This window comes from Frankia sp. Hr75.2 (assembly GCF_949319125.1).
Lineage (GTDB): Bacteria > Actinomycetota > Actinomycetes > Frankiales > Frankiaceae > Parafrankia > Parafrankia soli.
In genome coordinates this window covers 47,216-61,636 of sequence record NZ_CASGGV010000244.1, presented here as the reverse complement: position 1 = coordinate 61,636, position 14,421 = coordinate 47,216, and the positions used below count along the sequence as shown (strand labels likewise).

The window sequence follows — 14,421 nt, the reverse complement described above, 5'->3', positions numbered from 1 at the left end:
GCGCCCCCTCAGCCCGGCCAGCCGGCCGGACGGCCGGCGTCGGCATCCGGGCCCGACAGCCCGCCGGAAGGCCCCTCCGGGGCGGGCGAGGCCGGCCAGCGCGCACCGAAGCCGCTGCCCAGCCCGGGCCTCGGCCGGCCTAGGCCGAACGGGCGGGCGGGGGCGTCCTGGGCGGGCAGTGGCAGGGTCGGCCCGGGGCCCGGGCCGGTGGCCGTCTCCTCCCCGGCCGGGGCGTCCGCGGGCCGCGCACCGGCCTCGACGTCCACCCCGCCCGGCGGCGGGGCGTTCCAGCGCGGGTGGTGGAACGGCGCGCGCGCCGCTTCGCGGGGCCAGACCGTCCAGGACGCGCCGGACTGCCACTGGACGATCGGGACCTGATGGCCGACCTGGAGCCCGGTCGCCTCGTCGAGCCGGAAACGGCCCAGCATGGTCGTGGTGTCGAGGCCGCGCGCGGCGGCCAGGAGCGAGGCGTCGCCGACGCCGCCGCAGTGGCGGATGCAGCGCCCCAGGATCAGCCCCCCCACGTACGCCCAGGCGGCGGTCGCCGTCGGCGGGACGCCGTGCAGCGTGGCGAAGTCGGCGGAGAACTCCCGTGCGGTCGGGCCCGTCCCCACCTCGGCGACGCTGTCCGGGGCCCAGCTCGCCGGGGCCAGCAGGCCCTCGCGCAGCGCGCCCAGCGTCGCCGTGGCCTCGGCGCTCACCGCGGTGGAGAACGCCGCGGCCCGCCACGAGCGGCGCAGCAGCACGTTCGCGATCTCCAGCTCGTCGTCGGCGCCGCCGTGCACGATGAGGATGTCCGCCGGCGGGAGCAGCCGGGCCGCCTGCGCTCCGCGGCCGGGCGGGAACACGTTGGAGGTGACGTCGTAACCCTGGGAGCGGGCCGCGGCCTTGGTCACCGACGTCAGCTCGACCGCGAGATCCCCCGAGGCCAGCAGCGCGACCCGGCGGGCGTGGCGGTCCACCGAGCGGATCGCCGAGAGCACCCCGCGCGGCCAGGTGGAGGTCGGCGCGGCCACGTTGACGACGTGCGGGAACGACTGGCGCATGAAACGCGTGGACGGGGCACCGGCGTTGAACACGACCCGGCCCGTCGCGCCGAGCGCGGCGAGCGCCGCGCGCGGGCCGACCGGGCCGAAGACGGCGGCGGGCTCGGCCGCCGCGGCCGAGCGCATCGCGCCGACCGGGTCGGGGTGGGCGTCGTAGGCCGTCACGCCCACTTCGTCCCAGGGCGACGGCAGCCGTTCGTCACGCGCCCACAGCGTCATTCCGCGCAGCGCCGCCAGGCCAAGGGCGGCGTCCGGTCCGGTCAACGGCGTGACCAGCGCGACGGGGAGCGGAGTCGTCATCGGCAGAAACCCGTGAGGTCGAGCACTCCTTCAGAATCCCACGGCCGTCGGGGCGGCACACCCGGCGGGAGTCCTAGGATCTGCGGTGGGCAAGGGGATGTCGGCGGCAACGACGTGATCTTCGTGCCGTGTCGTGCCGTGTCCTGCCGTGTCCTGCGGTGGCGTCATCGATGCGCCTTCGGGTGTGTCCTCGGGTGTGTCTTCGGGTGAAGGAGCGAACGGGTGGCGAGGAACTCCGGACGCGTCGGTGACCCTCCACCGCCGCCCGAGCCGCTGCCCGTCCCGGCGGTCGACGCGCACTGCCATCTGGACCTGATGGGCACTCCGGTGGCCGAGGCCATCGCCGCGGCCCGCGCCGTCGGCATCACCCGGATGATCTCCGTCGGCGTCGACCTGCCGACCAGCCGCTGGCAGGCCGAGATCGCCGCGGCCAACCCGGAGGTCCGCGCGGCGGTGGCGATCCATCCCAACGCGGCGGCGAACGGCGTCGGCGAGGAGACGTTCGAGGCGATCGCGGCGCTCGCCCGCCTGGACGGTGTCGGCGCGGTCGGCGAGACCGGGCTCGACTACTACCGCACGCCCCCGGAGCAGCACGCCGCCCAGCAGGCGAGCTTCCGCCGGCACATCGCCATCGCCAAGGAGACCGGCCGGGCCCTGATGATCCACGACCGGGAGGCGCACGACGACACGCTGCGCATCCTGGCCGAGGAGGGCGCGCCCGAGCGGGTTGTGTTCCACGCCTTCTCCGGCGACGCGGAGATGGCCAAGATCTGCGCCGACGCCGGGTACGTGATGTCCTTCGCCGGCAACGTCACCTTCAAGAACGCCCAGGAGCTGCGCGACGCCGCCGCGGTGGTGCCCGCCGAGCTCCTGCTGGTCGAGACCGACGCGCCGTACCTCACCCCGGTCCCGTGGCGCGGGCGGCCCGGCGGCCCGTATCTGGTGCCGCTCACCCTGCGGCTGCTGGCACAGACCCGCGGCGAGGCCGTCGACGAGCTCGCCGCCCAGGTCGCCGCCAACGCGGAACGGACGTTCGGGCCCTGGTAGAGACCGAGGCGCTGCTCTCGCCGGCCGACATCCGGGAGCTCGCCCACGCCCTTGACCTGCGGCCGACGAAGCGCAGGGGCCAGAACTTCCTGGTGGACCCGAACACCGTCCGCCGGCTGGTGCGCCTGGCCGCGGTCGGCCCGGACGACGTCGCGCTCGAGGTGGGCCCCGGGCTGGGCTCGCTCACCCTCGGCCTGGTCACCGAGGCGGCGGCGGTGGCCGCGGTCGAGGTCGATCCGGTGCTCGCCGCCGCCCTGCCCGTCACCGCCGCGGCCCGGCTGCCGGCGGCGGTGGCCGCCCGGCTCCACGTCGTCGAGGCGGACGGCCTGCGGGTCGAGCCGGCCGACCTGCCGCCGGCGGTCGCCGCGCCGACGGTGCTGGCGGCGAACCTGCCGTACAACGTGGCCGTCCCGCTGCTGCTCGGTCTGCTGGAGCGGTTCCCGTCGATCGAACGGGGCCTGGTGATGGTGCAGGCCGAGGTCGCCGACCGCCTCACCTCGCCGCCCGGCGGGCGGATCTACGGCGTGCCGAGCGTGAAACTGGCCTGGTACGCGCAGGCCCGGCCGGCCGGCGCGGTGCCCCGCCCGGTGTTCTGGCCGCAGCCCAACGTCGACTCCGGCCTCGTCGCCTTCACTCGGCGCGCCGCCCCACCGGCGGACGCCGGACTGCGCCGCGAGGTCTTCGCGGCCGTCGACGCGGCCTTCGCCCAACGACGCAAGACGTTGCGGACGGCGCTCGCCCCCTGGGCCGGCTCACCCGCGCGAGCCGAGCAGCTCGCCCGTGCGGCCGGGGTGGACCCGGGCGCCCGCGGCGAGACCCTCGACGTCGAGGCGTTCGCCCGGCTGGCCCAGCAGGCCCGCATCCTCCCGGCCGACCAGCCCGCCTGACCGCCTGACCGCGCTGGTCAGGCGGGGCCGGTCAGCCGACGCCGATGGCGCGGCGGGCGCCGGCGAGGACGGGGCGGGCGCGGTCGCGGGCCTTGTCCGCGCCGGCGGCGAGGATCGCGTCCAGCTCGCTGCCCGGGGCCACCAGCTCGTCGTAGCGGGCCCGCAGTGGGGTCAGCCAGGCGTCGAGCGTCTCGAACAGGGCGTTCTTCAGCTCGCCCCAGCCGGTGCCGCCCTGCTCGAGGCGGACCCGCATGTCCTTGACGGCCTCCGGGTCCGCGAAGTTCTCGTAGATCTGGAAGGCGGCGGAGGCGTCCGGATCCTTCGGCGCCTCGACCGGCGTGCTGTCGCTGCGGATGCCGCGCACCAGTTTGCGTAGCTGGGACGGCGGCGCGAACAGCGGAATCGTGTTCCCGTACGACTTGCTCATCTTCCGGCCGTCGGTGCCGGGCATCGTCCGCGCGTTGACCCCGGACGGCAGCACCGCCTCGGGAATCTTCAGGCTGAACACGTCGCCGTAGAGGTGGTTGAACGAGCCGGCGATGTCCGCGGCGATCTCGAGGTGCTGCGACTGGTCCTGGCCGACGGGGACGACGTCCGCGCCCATGACGAGGATGTCGACGGCCATCAGGATGGGGTAGTTGAACAGCCCCATGTTGACGCCCGCGTCGAGGTCGGCGATGCCGCTCTCGGCGTTGCGGTCACGCGCCGCCTTGTAGGCGTGCGCCCGGTTCATCAGGCCCTTGCCCGTGACGCAGGACAGGATCCAGGTCAGCTCGAAGATCTCCGGGACGTCGGACTGCCGGTAGAAGACCGTGCGCTCGGGATCGAGCCCGAGCGTGATCCAGGTGGCGGCGACGGACCGGGTGTAGGCGGCGAACTTCGCCCTGTCCCGGATGGAGGTCAGGGCGTGGTAGTCGGCGATGAAGTAGATCGACTCGTACGTCGCCGTCAGGTCGAGGGCGGGGCGGATCGCCCCGATGTAGTTGCCCAGGTGCGGATCGCCGGTCGGCTTGATGCCGGTCAGCGAGACCCGTGGCCGGTCCTGCGTCATGTCGGGTGATTCTACGGCCCACCAGATCGCGCTCTCCCCAACGCGCCCCCGAAGCCCGGGCTCAGGGGCCTGGCTTCGGGGGCACAGGGGATCACCCCGGGGGTGGCCGGCGTGGTGGTGGGGTCAGGCGTCCCCGCCGAACAGGCCGGTCACCGAGCCGTCCTCGAAGACGGCCTTGATGGCAGCGGCGATCAGCGGCGCGATCGACAGTTCGGTGATCTTGTCGATGCGGGCCTCGCTGGGCAGCGGCAGTGTGTTGGTGAGGACGACCTCGCTGATCTCGGAGTTCTTCAGCCGGTCGGCGGCCGGGCCGGACAGGACGCCGTGCGTCGCCGCGGCGATGACGTCGGTCGCGCCGTGCGCCTTCAGGGACTCCGCGGCCTTCGTGATCGTCCCGGCGGTGTCGATCATGTCGTCCACGATCACGCAGGTGCGCCCGCGGACCTCGCCGACCACGTCGAACATCTTGACCTGGTTCGGGACGTTCGGGTCGCGGCGCTTGTGGATGATCGCCAGCGGGCAGCCGAGCCGGTCGGTCCACCGCTCCGCGACGCGCACCCGGCCGGAGTCGGGCGCCACGACCGTCACCTCGGACGTGTCGAGCTTGCTCTCGATGTAGTCCGCGAGCAGCGGCAGCGCGAACAGGTGGTCGACCGGGCCGTCGAAGAACCCCTGGATCTGGGCGGTGTGCAGGTCGACGGACATCAGCCGGTGCGCGCCGGCGGTCTTGAACAGGTCGGCGACGAGGCGGGCCGAGATCGGCTCGCGGCCGCGGTGCTTCTTGTCCTGGCGGGCGTACGGGTAGAACGGGGCGACGACGGTGATGCGCTTGGCGCTGGCGCGCTTGAGCGCGTCGACCATGATGAGCTGTTCCATCAGCCAGGTGTTCACCGGCGCGGTGTGGCACTGGAGCACGAAGGCGTCACACCCGCGGACGGACTCCTCGAAGCGGACGAAGATCTCGCCACTGGCGAACTCGTACGCGTTCGTGGGGACCGGCTGCACGTCGAGGGCGCGGGCCACCTCGGCCGCGAGCTCAGGGTGGGAACGCCCCGCGAAGAGCATCAGGTTTCGGCGGTTCTCGGTCTGGTATCCCACCGTTATCTCCTCAAGGCATGACTGGCGGCTCTGACAGGCGGCCCGTGACACGGACGGTTGCGGACGTGGACCGTTGATGTGTTCGTCTGCGGCTGACTCGTCTGCTGGTGGCGCTGCTGCTTCGTCGGACTCGACTGGCTCGTCTGCTGGTCGCGGTGGTCGTCGGGGGGCCGGGCGGCGACCGGCGGCGGGCGGGTACCCGTCGCGCCGGGGCCTGGGCTGGGGTCACTGCCTGGTCAGGTCAGATCTACCCGTTCCGCCCGGGCATGGCGCAGGCGGCCGGGAACGAGCGACTCGGGATCAGGCGTCCCCTTCCACGCGGCAGACTGTGTACGACGGTATCGATAGCCGCAGATCAGCCCACCTGCGGCCAAACGGTTTCTACGTTCGGCCTCGCGCGGCGAAAACGCCAGCGATACCGGGTCCCGGGGCCGGGCTGTGGTTCAACTCACGTGCCCGACTGCCCGGGCTGGCCGGGCTCCTGCCCGACCGGCTCGGGCGTGGCCTGCTTGTGTCCGGCTGGCTCGGCCGTTTCCGCCTCATGCTGCCGGGCGCGCAGCGCGGCCTGCGCCGCGGGGCTGTTCGGCCGGCGGCGCAGTACCCAGCCCGGCACGTTGCGCTGCCGGCCCTCCCTGATCGCGAGCGCTCCCGGTGGGACGTCCTCCCTGATGACGGCGCCGGCGCCGGTGTAGGCACCGTCCCCCACGGTCACCGGGGCCACCAGCATGGTGTCGCTGCCGATCCGGACGTCCGAACCGATCACCGTGCGGTGCTTGGCGACCCCGTCGTAGTTGACGAACACCGTGGTGCAGCCGATGTTGCTGCGCTCGCCGACCACCGCGTCGCCCACGTAGGCGAGATGGGGGACCTTGGACTCATCGCCGATGTCGGCGGCCTTCGTCTCGACGAAGGCGCCGATCTTGCCGCTGCGACCGAGCCTGGTCCCCGCGCGCAGGTGGGCGAACGGCCCGACGACGGCGCCGGCACCGACCTCGGCGCGCTCGGTCACCGAGCTGACGACACGCGCTCCCGCGCCGACGACCGTGTCGATGAGGGTGCAGTCCGGGCCGACCTCCGCCCCGGTGGCGATCGTCGTGGCCCCACGCAGGTGCGTGTTCGGCCAGACGGTCGTGTCCGGCTCCAGGGTGACGTCGACGTCGATCCAGGTGGTGACCGGGTCGACGATCGTGGCCCCGCCGAGCATTGCGGCGCGGGTGATCCGTTCGCGCAGCGTGCGGCCGGCCTCGCTGAGCTGCACCCGGTCGTTGACTCCGCCGGCCTCGGCCGCGTCGGCGACGACGTGCGCCCCGATCGGCTCGCCGTCCGCGACGAGCAGGCCGACCACGTCGGTGAGGTACTCCTCGCCCTGCGCGTTGTCGGTGGTGAGCCGCTTCAGCGCGGACTGCAGCAGCTCGACGTCGAACACGTAGACGCCGGCGTTGATCTCCCTGATCGCGGCGGTCGCGGGGTCGGCGTCCCGCTGCTCGACGATCGCCCGCACCTGGCCGCCGTCGCCGCGCACGATGCGGCCGTACCCGGTCGGGTCGGCGACGAAGGCCGACAGAACGGTGGCCGCCGCGCCCAGCGCCTGATGGCGCTCGACCAGGCCGGCGATGGTCTCGCCGGTCAGCAGCGGGGTGTCGCCGGGCAGCACGACGACGGACGCGTCGGGCGGGAGACCGTCCAGCGCCGCCAGCGCGGCACGCACGGCGTGGCCCGTCCCGCCCTGGTGCTCCTGGACGGCGGTGATGACATGCGGCGCCCGCTCGGCGAGCATGGCCGCGACCTGCTCGCGCCCGTGACCGACGACGACCACCGCCCGGGGCGCCCCGACCGGCTCGGTCGCGCGGAGCACATGCTCGAGCAGGGTCAGACCGGCGAGGCGATGCAGGACCTTCGGGGTGCCCGAACGCATTCGCCGCCCCTCGCCCGCCGCCAGGACGATGACAGCCGCCGGACGTGGCTGAGTCACACGAGCTCCCGCAATCTCGATGGACCTGGCTGCGCCCGACCTGCCGAGGGAACGACGCGCCGTGGACGGACCCGCTGACTCACGGTGAGCGCCGTGGGGTCGGTCCTGTTCGGCCGGCCCGCGGAGGGTGAGGCATCGGCTGTCAGCCTACCGAAGAGGCACTCCAACCTCGGCGACGGTGGGTGACTCCGTGCGGTCTGCCGCATCGCGCGAACGCGAGAGCGGCAAAGAGGGAAATCTTTTGACTGGACGTATCTTGAAAATCAAGACGCCGTCTTGTCGAAACAATTTCGGCACCCCGCGACTGCTTGTGCTCCGCCGCCACGACTCGAACGTGGACTAAGAGAACCAAAATCTCCTGTGCTGCCGATTACACTACGGCGGACCGCGGGTAAAACAGGGTTACTGCCGCGCCCACTCTACCATCGTGCCCGGCAACGGAAGAAATGTACGTGGGCCTCCCGGCGAGTGTCTGTGGTCCCCCCGGTGTGCTGTGCGGATCAGGGTGTGTCCCGGGCCCGGCTCTAGCTGGAGCGGCGTCAGGGCGTCGCGGCACGTAGTCACCCCCCGGCCGAGGTCGTCGGGTGTATTCGTGTTGTGTCCGTGTGAGCACTCTCGCCGCCGCCGGTTGATCCCGACGCAAGGTGATGATCCTGTCGCGAGGGGTGTCGGCGCGGAGGGGGGTGGAATCCTGTGGATCGGGAAAGATGCCATCCGTCGCGTGGAGGCCGTCGGCGTGGGCTGGGCGGTCCGGCCCGTTTGCGTGGCGGACGCCGTGAATGGTGCCCGTTGTCATCCAGGCGGGCTAACGTGGCGACCAGAGGGTCGGCAGTGGGCGGCCCACCGCGACGGACGGGATGAAGCAATGACCGCTACCGACACGGTGAAAGCGACCGAAACCAGGCATCAGGGTGCGGCCGTGGTTGGAGGTGACCAGTCCGTCGCGGATGCCGGCGGGGTCACGTCGCCGGCGCCGACCGAGTCCCACACCACCACTCCCTCGATGTTCCGGGCGCGTGGCGAACAGCTTGTGCTTGTGGCGACGATCCTATTTCCGTTCGCGGCGCTTGTCGCGGCAGTTCCGTTGTTGTGGGACCACTGGATCACATGGCGGGACGTCATCCTCGCGGCGGTGATGTACGCGATCACCGGCCACGGCGTCACCGTCGGATTCCATCGCTATTTCACCCACCGGGGTTTCAAGACCTCCAAGCCGGTGCGTGCCGCGCTCGCCATCGCCGGCAACATGGCCATAGAGGGCCCGGTGATCCGCTGGGTGGCCGACCACCGCCGTCACCACGCCTTCAGCGACGCCGACGGTGACCCGCACTCACCGTGGCGCTACGGCACCGGCCCGGCCGCCCTCGCCCGCGGGCTCTGGCACGCCCACGTCGGCTGGCTCTTCGACGTCGAGCAGACCGACCAGCGCCGCTACGCCCCCGACCTCCTGGACGACCCGATGATCGTCCGGGTGAGTCGTTCGTTTGCTCTCTGCGCCTTCGTCAGCCTCGCCCTGCCCGCGGTCATCGGCGGCCTGTGGGGCGGTTCGTTCGAGGCCGCGCTCCAGGCCTTCTTCTGGGCCTCGCTCGTCCGGGTGGCGCTGCTCCACCATGTGACCTGGTCGGTCAACAGCATCTGCCACGTCATGGGCTCCCGGCCCTACCGCTCCCGCGACCGCTCGGGCAACGTGTGGCCGCTGGCCCTGCTTTCCATGGGCGAGTCCTGGCACAACCTGCACCACGCCGAGCCGACCTCGGCCCGGCACGGCGTCCGCCCCTGGCAGATCGACACCAGCTTCTACGTGATCAAGACTCTGGAGATCCTCGGGCTGGCCCGGGACGTCCGCTGGCCCGACCCCGCCCGCCTGGCCGCCAAGCGCGCCTGACCGGCGTCGTCCACTCCCCGCGCCGCTGGTCCCGGCTCTCGACCTCGGCATCTGTCTCTCCGCCCCGGCACCCGACCCGAGCCCCGGGTCGGGTGCCGGAGCGGCCTTGCGGGGGATTATTCGATCTTGGAGGCCAGGGTGAGCCACTGGTCCTCGGTCTGGTCCTTCTCGCTGGTGAGGGCGCGGAGCTCGGCGTCGAGGGTGAGGATGCGCTCGTGGTCGGTGGCGGCCTCGGCCAGCGCCTTGTGCAGCTCGGACTCGCGACGTCCCAGTTTCTCGAGGGTCCGTTCCAACCGGGCCAGCTCCTTGCGGGCCGCACGCAGTTCGCCCGAGCTCAGGGCCGGACGCGCGTCCGTTCCCGACGCCTGCCCGGAGCCCGCGGCCGAGCCCGGCCCAGCCGGACCCCCCGCGCCGCCGCCCGAGCCACCGGAGCCGCCTGAACCAGCGGAACGCCCCGAGCCACCCGAGGCGGTGGAGGCACCCGAACCGGCCGTCCCGGAACCTGGGGAGCCGCCCGCCGCCGCGCGCCGGGCCAGGTACTCCTCGACGCCGCCGGGCAGCATCCGGATCCGCTCGTCGCCCAGCAGGGCCCAGACGACGTCGCAGGTCCGCTCCAGGAAGTAACGGTCGTGGCTGACGACGACGAGGGTTCCGGGCCAGGAGTCGAGCAGGTCCTCCAGCGCGGTCAGCGTGTCGGTGTCGAGGTCGTTCGTGGGCTCGTCCAGGAGGAGGACGTTCGGGCGTCCCATCAGCAGACGCAGGAGCTGCAGGCGGCGGCGCTCGCCGCCGGAGAGGTCGCGCACCCTGGTCCACTGCCGGCTCGAGGGCAGGCCGAACTGCTCGAGCATCTGGCCGGCGGTGCGCTCCCGGCCGCGTTCCACCGCCAGGATGCGGGCGACCTGCTCGACCGCCTCGAGTGCCCGCAGGTCGCCGGGCAGCTCGGTGACCTCCTGGGACAGGATCGCCGGGCGCACGCTCGCCCCGCGACGGACCCGCCCCGCGCCCGGTTCGAGGGTGCCGATGAGCAGCCGCAGCAGAGAGGTCTTGCCGGCGCCGTTCACGCCGACCAGGCCGATCCGGTCGCCGGGGCCGAGCCGCCAGGTCACGTCGCGCAGCAGCGTGCGGTCACCGACGGTGAGGTCGACGTCCTCGACGTCGTAGACGTCCTTGCCCAGTCTGGACGCCGCGAAGGTGCGTAGCTCAAGGCTGTCGCGGGCGGGCGGCTCGTCGGCGATCAGCGCGTTGGCGGCGTCGATGCGGAAGCGGGGCTTGCTGGTGCGGGCCGGCGGGCCGCGGCGCAGCCAGGCCAGCTCCTTGCGTAGCAGGTTCTGCCGGCGGGCCTCGGTCGCGTCGGCGCGCCGGGAGCGTTCCGCCCGGGCGAGCACGTAGGCGGAGTAGCCGCCCTCGTAGGCGTCGACCCGGCCGTCGACGACCTCCCACACCTGGTCGCACACCTCGTCGAGGAACCACCGGTCGTGGGTGGCGACGATCAGCGCGCAGCGCCGGGTGGCGAGGTGGCGTGCGAGCCAGGCGACGCCCTCGACGTCGAGATGGTTCGTCGGCTCGTCGAGGATCAGCAGGTCGAGTTCCTGCACGAGCAGGCGGGCCAGCGCGACGCGGCGGCGCTCGCCGCCGGACATCGGCCCGGTCTCCTCGTCGAGCCGGTCGATCAGGCCGAGGCCGGTGAGCACGGCCCGCTGCCGCGGGTCGGCCGCCCAGACATGGTCGGGCACGTCGCCGACGACGGCCGAGCGGACGGTGCCGCCGGGCAGCGAGTCGGCCTGCGAGAGGGCGCCGACCCGGGTGCCGCCGGCGTGCACGACCCGACCCGAGTCGGGCGGGTGCGTCCCGGAAATGATGTTGAGGAGGGTCGACTTGCCGGCTCCGTTGCGGCCGACCACGCCGACCCGTTCGCCGATGTCGAGCCCGAGGCCGACGCCGTCCAGCAGCGTTCGGGTGCCGTGCGCTGCCGAGACGCTCTCCAACGAGACAACGACCGGGCTCACGCGACGATTCTCCCCACGACTTCGACCGTGACATCCGCCGCGTACTCGGACGCGTCCCGTGCCCGGAACGTGTCCGAGTATGCAGGCGGGCGGGTCACGCCGGTGACGAGGAGGGGGAAAGCGGCGGGGACTGCGCCGCGGAGCTGCCCGGCTCCCCACCCGGACCGGCCGGGTCCGCCGGGATCACCCGTGCTCCGGCGACCGGGCCGTGGGCCCGCCGGACGGCGCGCGCGACGCCCATGCCGGCGAGGCTCGCGGCGAGCGAGACGCTCGCCGCCGCGTCGCGGGCGAGGAAAGCGCAGGTCGGCCCGGATCCGCTCACGATCGCGCCGATCGCGCCCAGCTCCAGCCCGCTCTCCAGCACCCGCCGCAGGGACGGGCGCAGCCGCAGCGCCGCCGGCTGCAGGTCGTTGACCAGGGCGGCTCCGAGCTCCGCCGGATCCCCGCTGCGCAGGGCGCTCAGGGCAGCGTCCGCGGGCGTGGGCCCGGTGCGCAGCCTGCCCTCGGAGAGCCGGTCGAACTCGCCGTAGACGGCGGGCGTCGACAGCCCGCCGTCGGCGAGCGCGAACACCCAGTGGTACTCGCCGCGCCCGAGGACGTCGGTGAGCTGCTCACCGCGGCCGGTGCCCAGCGCCGTCCCACCGGAGAGCGGGAACGGGACGTCGCTGCCCAGCTTGGCGGCCAGCGCGACGAGGGTCTCGCGGTCGAGGCCGGCGCCCCACAGCGTGTCGCAGGCGAGCAGGGCCGCGGCCGCGTCGGCGCTGCCGCCGGCCATCCCGGCGGCGACCGGGATGCCCTTCGACAGCGTCAGGTGGACGGCCTCGCCGCGGATCCCGGCGGCCTCGGCGACCAGGTAGGCGGCGCGGACAGCCAGGTTGTCCTTACCGGTCGGCACCACCGAGACGGACGGCTCGGCGCCGGTGTCACCCGGGGAACCACCCGGGCCGTCGCCAGCGCCGTCCGCGTCGTCTGACGTCGCCGGTCGCGCGCCCTCGCCGGCGACGCCGACCGTGACCGCGATCGGGTCCTCGTCGGTGAACACCGGGCCGGCGCCGTCGGGCCCGGCGAGTGACTCCGGGGGGACCGACGTCGCGGTGATGTCGTCGTACAGCGCGACGGCCTGCAGGATCGTCGTCACCTCGTGGTAGCCGTCGGGCCGGCGTGGGCCCACCCCGAGGTGGAGGTTGACCTTGGCGGGAGCGCGAACGGTGACGGTCGGCAGGGGGCGGCCGGGTTCGGTGGCGCGTCGACCCGGATGCGATCGAGGCAACGGACGCTCCTTGGCTCAGGCGTCGCTCGCGGCGAGCGCACTCGGCATGGCCGGTGTTGGTCACCGGGGCCCGCGCTCAACGTAGGGGCCCGTGCTCAACTTATCGGTCGCGGCGGCGGAGCGGCTCTTGCGTCCCGCCGGTTCTGGCGCCTCCGGGTGCGTTCCGGTGTCCGCTACCCGCCTCCCGGGTGCCCGGCCGCTTCCTGCGTGGACGTACCAGCCGGTTCCGGCGGGACGTACCGGCCCGTTCCGGCGGGGACGTATTAGCCCGGGCGGGGCGGGTACCTCGTCGGGTGGACGGCACCGGTGACCTCCCCGGCCACCGGGCGCGCGCCGCGGCCCAAGCCGCCGCGGCCCTAAGTCGTCACGGCGCCGCCGGCCGGGCGGAGGCACGGTGACGCGGGAGGAGCAGCGATGACGACCACCACGCGGACACAGAGCGTCGAGACAGGCACCGCCAAGGGAGTCGAGACAGGCACTGCCAAGGGAGCGGGGGAGAGTCGGCCCGGTGGGCCCGACCGGGCCCGGTCGGGGGAGAGCCACTGGAACGGCGTGGCCGAGCGGTCCACGGCTCCCGCCCGGCGTGCCTTCACCGAGCTGGTGACGGCGCAGGGACGGACATCGATCGCGGACTCCGTGGTCCGCAAGATCGCCGGTGTCGCGACCAGGGAGGTGACCGGGGTCCACGCTCTCGGAACCGGTGGCAGCCGCGCGATGGGCACCTTCCGAGCACACCTGCCCGGAACGAGCCCCAGCGTGTCGCAGGGCGTGTCGGTGGAGGTGGGCGAGCGGCAGGCCGCGATCGACCTGGACGTCGTCTGCGAGTACGGCGTCTCGATCGTCGACCTCTCGCAGGCGGTCCGTCGCAACGTCGTCGACTCGGTCGAGCAGATGACCGGCCTGGAGGTCACCGAGGTCAACATCGCCGTGGACGACGTCTACATCGGCGACGACGAGGCGGCGGAGGCCCCGCCACGGGTCCGTTGACCGCGCGGGAGCCAGCCCGTCCGGCACCGGCCGACCCGCCCGGTCTGGTCGACGTCCCCGTGCCGGCTGATGTGGCCGGACCAGCTGACATGTACCGGGCCGGCATCGCCGAGATGGACGAGGTCGCCGCCCGGGTGCGTGCCTGCCCGGACGTCGTCCGACTGGTCGGCCGACCGACCGCGGGCGTCACGCTCCGGGACGGCATGGCTCCCCGGGACGGCGCGGCGGCCGGTGCCAGGCCGGAGGGGATCACGGTTCGCGTGGTCTGCCGGTTCGGGCCGACCGTGGCTGAGCTCGCGGCGCAGGTCCGGGCGGCGGTGGCCCTCGCGGCCCCGGGCTGTCCCCGGATCGATGTGATCATCGATGATCTCGAGGTCGACGTCCCGGCCTGGGTCGGTGTCACCTGACCCCCGCGCCGCGCGGGCGCGGGCGGCGCGGCGGCGGTTCATCCTCGACAACCACCCGGACCGCGGCGGCGATCCCGAGGCGTTCCAGGCCGGCCTGCGGGCGTTCACCGCGGCCGGTGCCGGCGGCGGTCGCACAGATATCGGGCCTGGCGGCAGGCCCGGCGGCGGTGGCCACGGTGATGTCGGGGGCGGTCCGGACGGAACGAGGCCGGCCCCGACCGTGACCTTCTACCGAAAGCGTGGCCCACTCGGGCGGGCCCGTGCGCGGCTGGTCCGCCGGGAGGGCGCGAACTGGGAGATCGCGAACTGGAGGGCCCGGGCCGCGAACTGGAAGGCCAAGGCCACGCGGCCGAGACTGGGAATCAGGGTGACGCGGCGTGCAGGAGGCGGCGCGCACCGGTCCGGAACGAGCGGCACGCCAGGTCACTGGCGCTGCTGGTGAGAGCGGGCGGCGTGCCAGGTTGC

At 73.5% G+C, this 14,421-nt stretch carries 12 protein-coding genes and 1 tRNA gene; 6 read left to right on the top strand and 7 right to left on the bottom strand.

Annotation, left to right across the window (positions count from 1 at the left end; all coding sequences use genetic code 11):
* Positions 1 to 8: 8 nt before the first annotated feature.
* The gene (locus AC559T_RS17410) at positions 9 to 1,346 is read right to left on the bottom strand and encodes an ABC transporter substrate-binding protein (protein ID WP_498869411.1); all 1,338 of its coding nucleotides are present in this window, start codon (positions 1,344 to 1,346) and stop codon (positions 9 to 11) included.
* Positions 1,347 to 1,568: 222 nt separating this feature from the next.
* On the opposite strand from AC559T_RS17410, the gene AC559T_RS17405 reads away from it, so the two are divergent.
* Both AC559T_RS17405 and rsmA read left to right on the top strand, forming a co-directional pair.
* Positions 1,569 to 2,393 carry a TatD family hydrolase gene (locus AC559T_RS17405; protein ID WP_498869410.1) on the top strand — a complete coding sequence of 275 codons (825 nt, stop codon included), beginning with the start codon at positions 1,569 to 1,571 and terminating at the stop codon, positions 2,391 to 2,393.
* Between the two features lie 56 nt (positions 2,394 to 2,449).
* Entirely contained in the window at positions 2,450 to 3,280 is an 831-nt protein-coding gene (gene rsmA, locus AC559T_RS17400; protein WP_255565655.1) for a 16S rRNA (adenine(1518)-N(6)/adenine(1519)-N(6))-dimethyltransferase RsmA, read from the top strand.
* A 31-nt stretch (positions 3,281 to 3,311) separates the two neighbouring features.
* On the opposite strand, the gene AC559T_RS17395 is transcribed toward rsmA, so the two are convergent.
* From AC559T_RS17395 to AC559T_RS17380, 4 genes are all read right to left on the bottom strand, one after another.
* Entirely contained in the window at positions 3,312 to 4,331 is a 1,020-nt protein-coding gene (locus AC559T_RS17395) for a tryptophan--tRNA ligase (RefSeq protein WP_071059168.1), read from the bottom strand.
* A gap of 123 nt (positions 4,332 to 4,454) precedes the next feature.
* On the bottom strand, positions 4,455 to 5,429 hold the full coding sequence (locus AC559T_RS17390) for a ribose-phosphate diphosphokinase (RefSeq protein WP_071059170.1): 975 nt from the start codon (positions 5,427 to 5,429) through the stop codon (positions 4,455 to 4,457).
* 448 nt (positions 5,430 to 5,877) lie between these two features.
* Entirely contained in the window at positions 5,878 to 7,401 is a 1,524-nt protein-coding gene (gene glmU, locus AC559T_RS17385; protein WP_498869409.1) for a bifunctional UDP-N-acetylglucosamine diphosphorylase/glucosamine-1-phosphate N-acetyltransferase GlmU, read from the bottom strand.
* A gap of 313 nt (positions 7,402 to 7,714) precedes the next feature.
* Positions 7,715 to 7,786: transfer RNA gene (locus AC559T_RS17380), tRNA-Gln, on the bottom strand.
* Between the two features lie 480 nt (positions 7,787 to 8,266).
* Here AC559T_RS17380 and AC559T_RS17375 point away from each other — a divergent pair.
* Positions 8,267 to 9,286, top strand: a complete 1,020-nt coding sequence (locus AC559T_RS17375; RefSeq protein WP_020458421.1) for an acyl-CoA desaturase — start codon at positions 8,267 to 8,269, stop codon at positions 9,284 to 9,286.
* A 116-nt stretch (positions 9,287 to 9,402) separates the two neighbouring features.
* Here the strand turns inward: AC559T_RS17375 and AC559T_RS17370 are convergent, their stop codons facing one another.
* Positions 9,403 to 11,292 carry an ABC-F family ATP-binding cassette domain-containing protein gene (locus AC559T_RS17370; RefSeq protein WP_498869408.1) on the bottom strand — a complete coding sequence of 630 codons (1,890 nt, stop codon included), beginning with the start codon at positions 11,290 to 11,292 and terminating at the stop codon, positions 9,403 to 9,405.
* A 94-nt stretch (positions 11,293 to 11,386) separates the two neighbouring features.
* A complete protein-coding gene (locus AC559T_RS17365) occupies positions 11,387 to 12,562 on the bottom strand; it encodes a 4-(cytidine 5'-diphospho)-2-C-methyl-D-erythritol kinase (protein ID WP_498869407.1) in 1,176 nt (391 codons plus the stop codon).
* Between the two features lie 414 nt (positions 12,563 to 12,976).
* Here AC559T_RS17365 and AC559T_RS17360 point away from each other — a divergent pair, with 414 nt between their 5' ends.
* The 3 genes from AC559T_RS17360 to AC559T_RS17350 are packed head-to-tail and all read left to right on the top strand — an operon-like array spanning position 12,977 to position 14,398.
* On the top strand, positions 12,977 to 13,549 hold the full coding sequence (locus AC559T_RS17360) for an Asp23/Gls24 family envelope stress response protein (RefSeq protein WP_112105066.1): 573 nt from the start codon (positions 12,977 to 12,979) through the stop codon (positions 13,547 to 13,549).
* Positions 13,546 to 13,956, top strand: a complete 411-nt coding sequence (locus AC559T_RS17355; protein WP_235013694.1) for a hypothetical protein — start codon at positions 13,546 to 13,548, stop codon at positions 13,954 to 13,956. The genes AC559T_RS17360 and AC559T_RS17355 overlap by 4 nt, the downstream gene beginning before the upstream one ends.
* Entirely contained in the window at positions 13,946 to 14,398 is a 453-nt protein-coding gene (locus AC559T_RS17350; RefSeq protein WP_112105067.1) for a hypothetical protein, read from the top strand. Before AC559T_RS17355 ends, AC559T_RS17350 begins: the two co-directional genes overlap by 11 nt.
* The last annotated feature ends 23 nt before the right edge of the window (positions 14,399 to 14,421 follow it).

Excerpts from the sequence above, each read along its gene's own strand:
- AC559T_RS17410 (WP_498869411.1), bottom strand. The coding sequence starts at position 1,346 with ATGACGACTCCGCTCCCCGTCGCGCTGGTCACGCCGTTGACCGGACCG.
- AC559T_RS17395 (WP_071059168.1), bottom strand. The coding sequence starts at position 4,331 with ATGACGCAGGACCGGCCACGGGTCTCGCTGACCGGCATCAAGCCGACC.
- AC559T_RS17375 (WP_020458421.1), top strand. The coding sequence starts at position 8,267 with ATGACCGCTACCGACACGGTGAAAGCGACCGAAACCAGGCATCAGGGT.
- AC559T_RS17360 (WP_112105066.1), top strand. The coding sequence starts at position 12,977 with ATGACGACCACCACGCGGACACAGAGCGTCGAGACAGGCACCGCCAAG.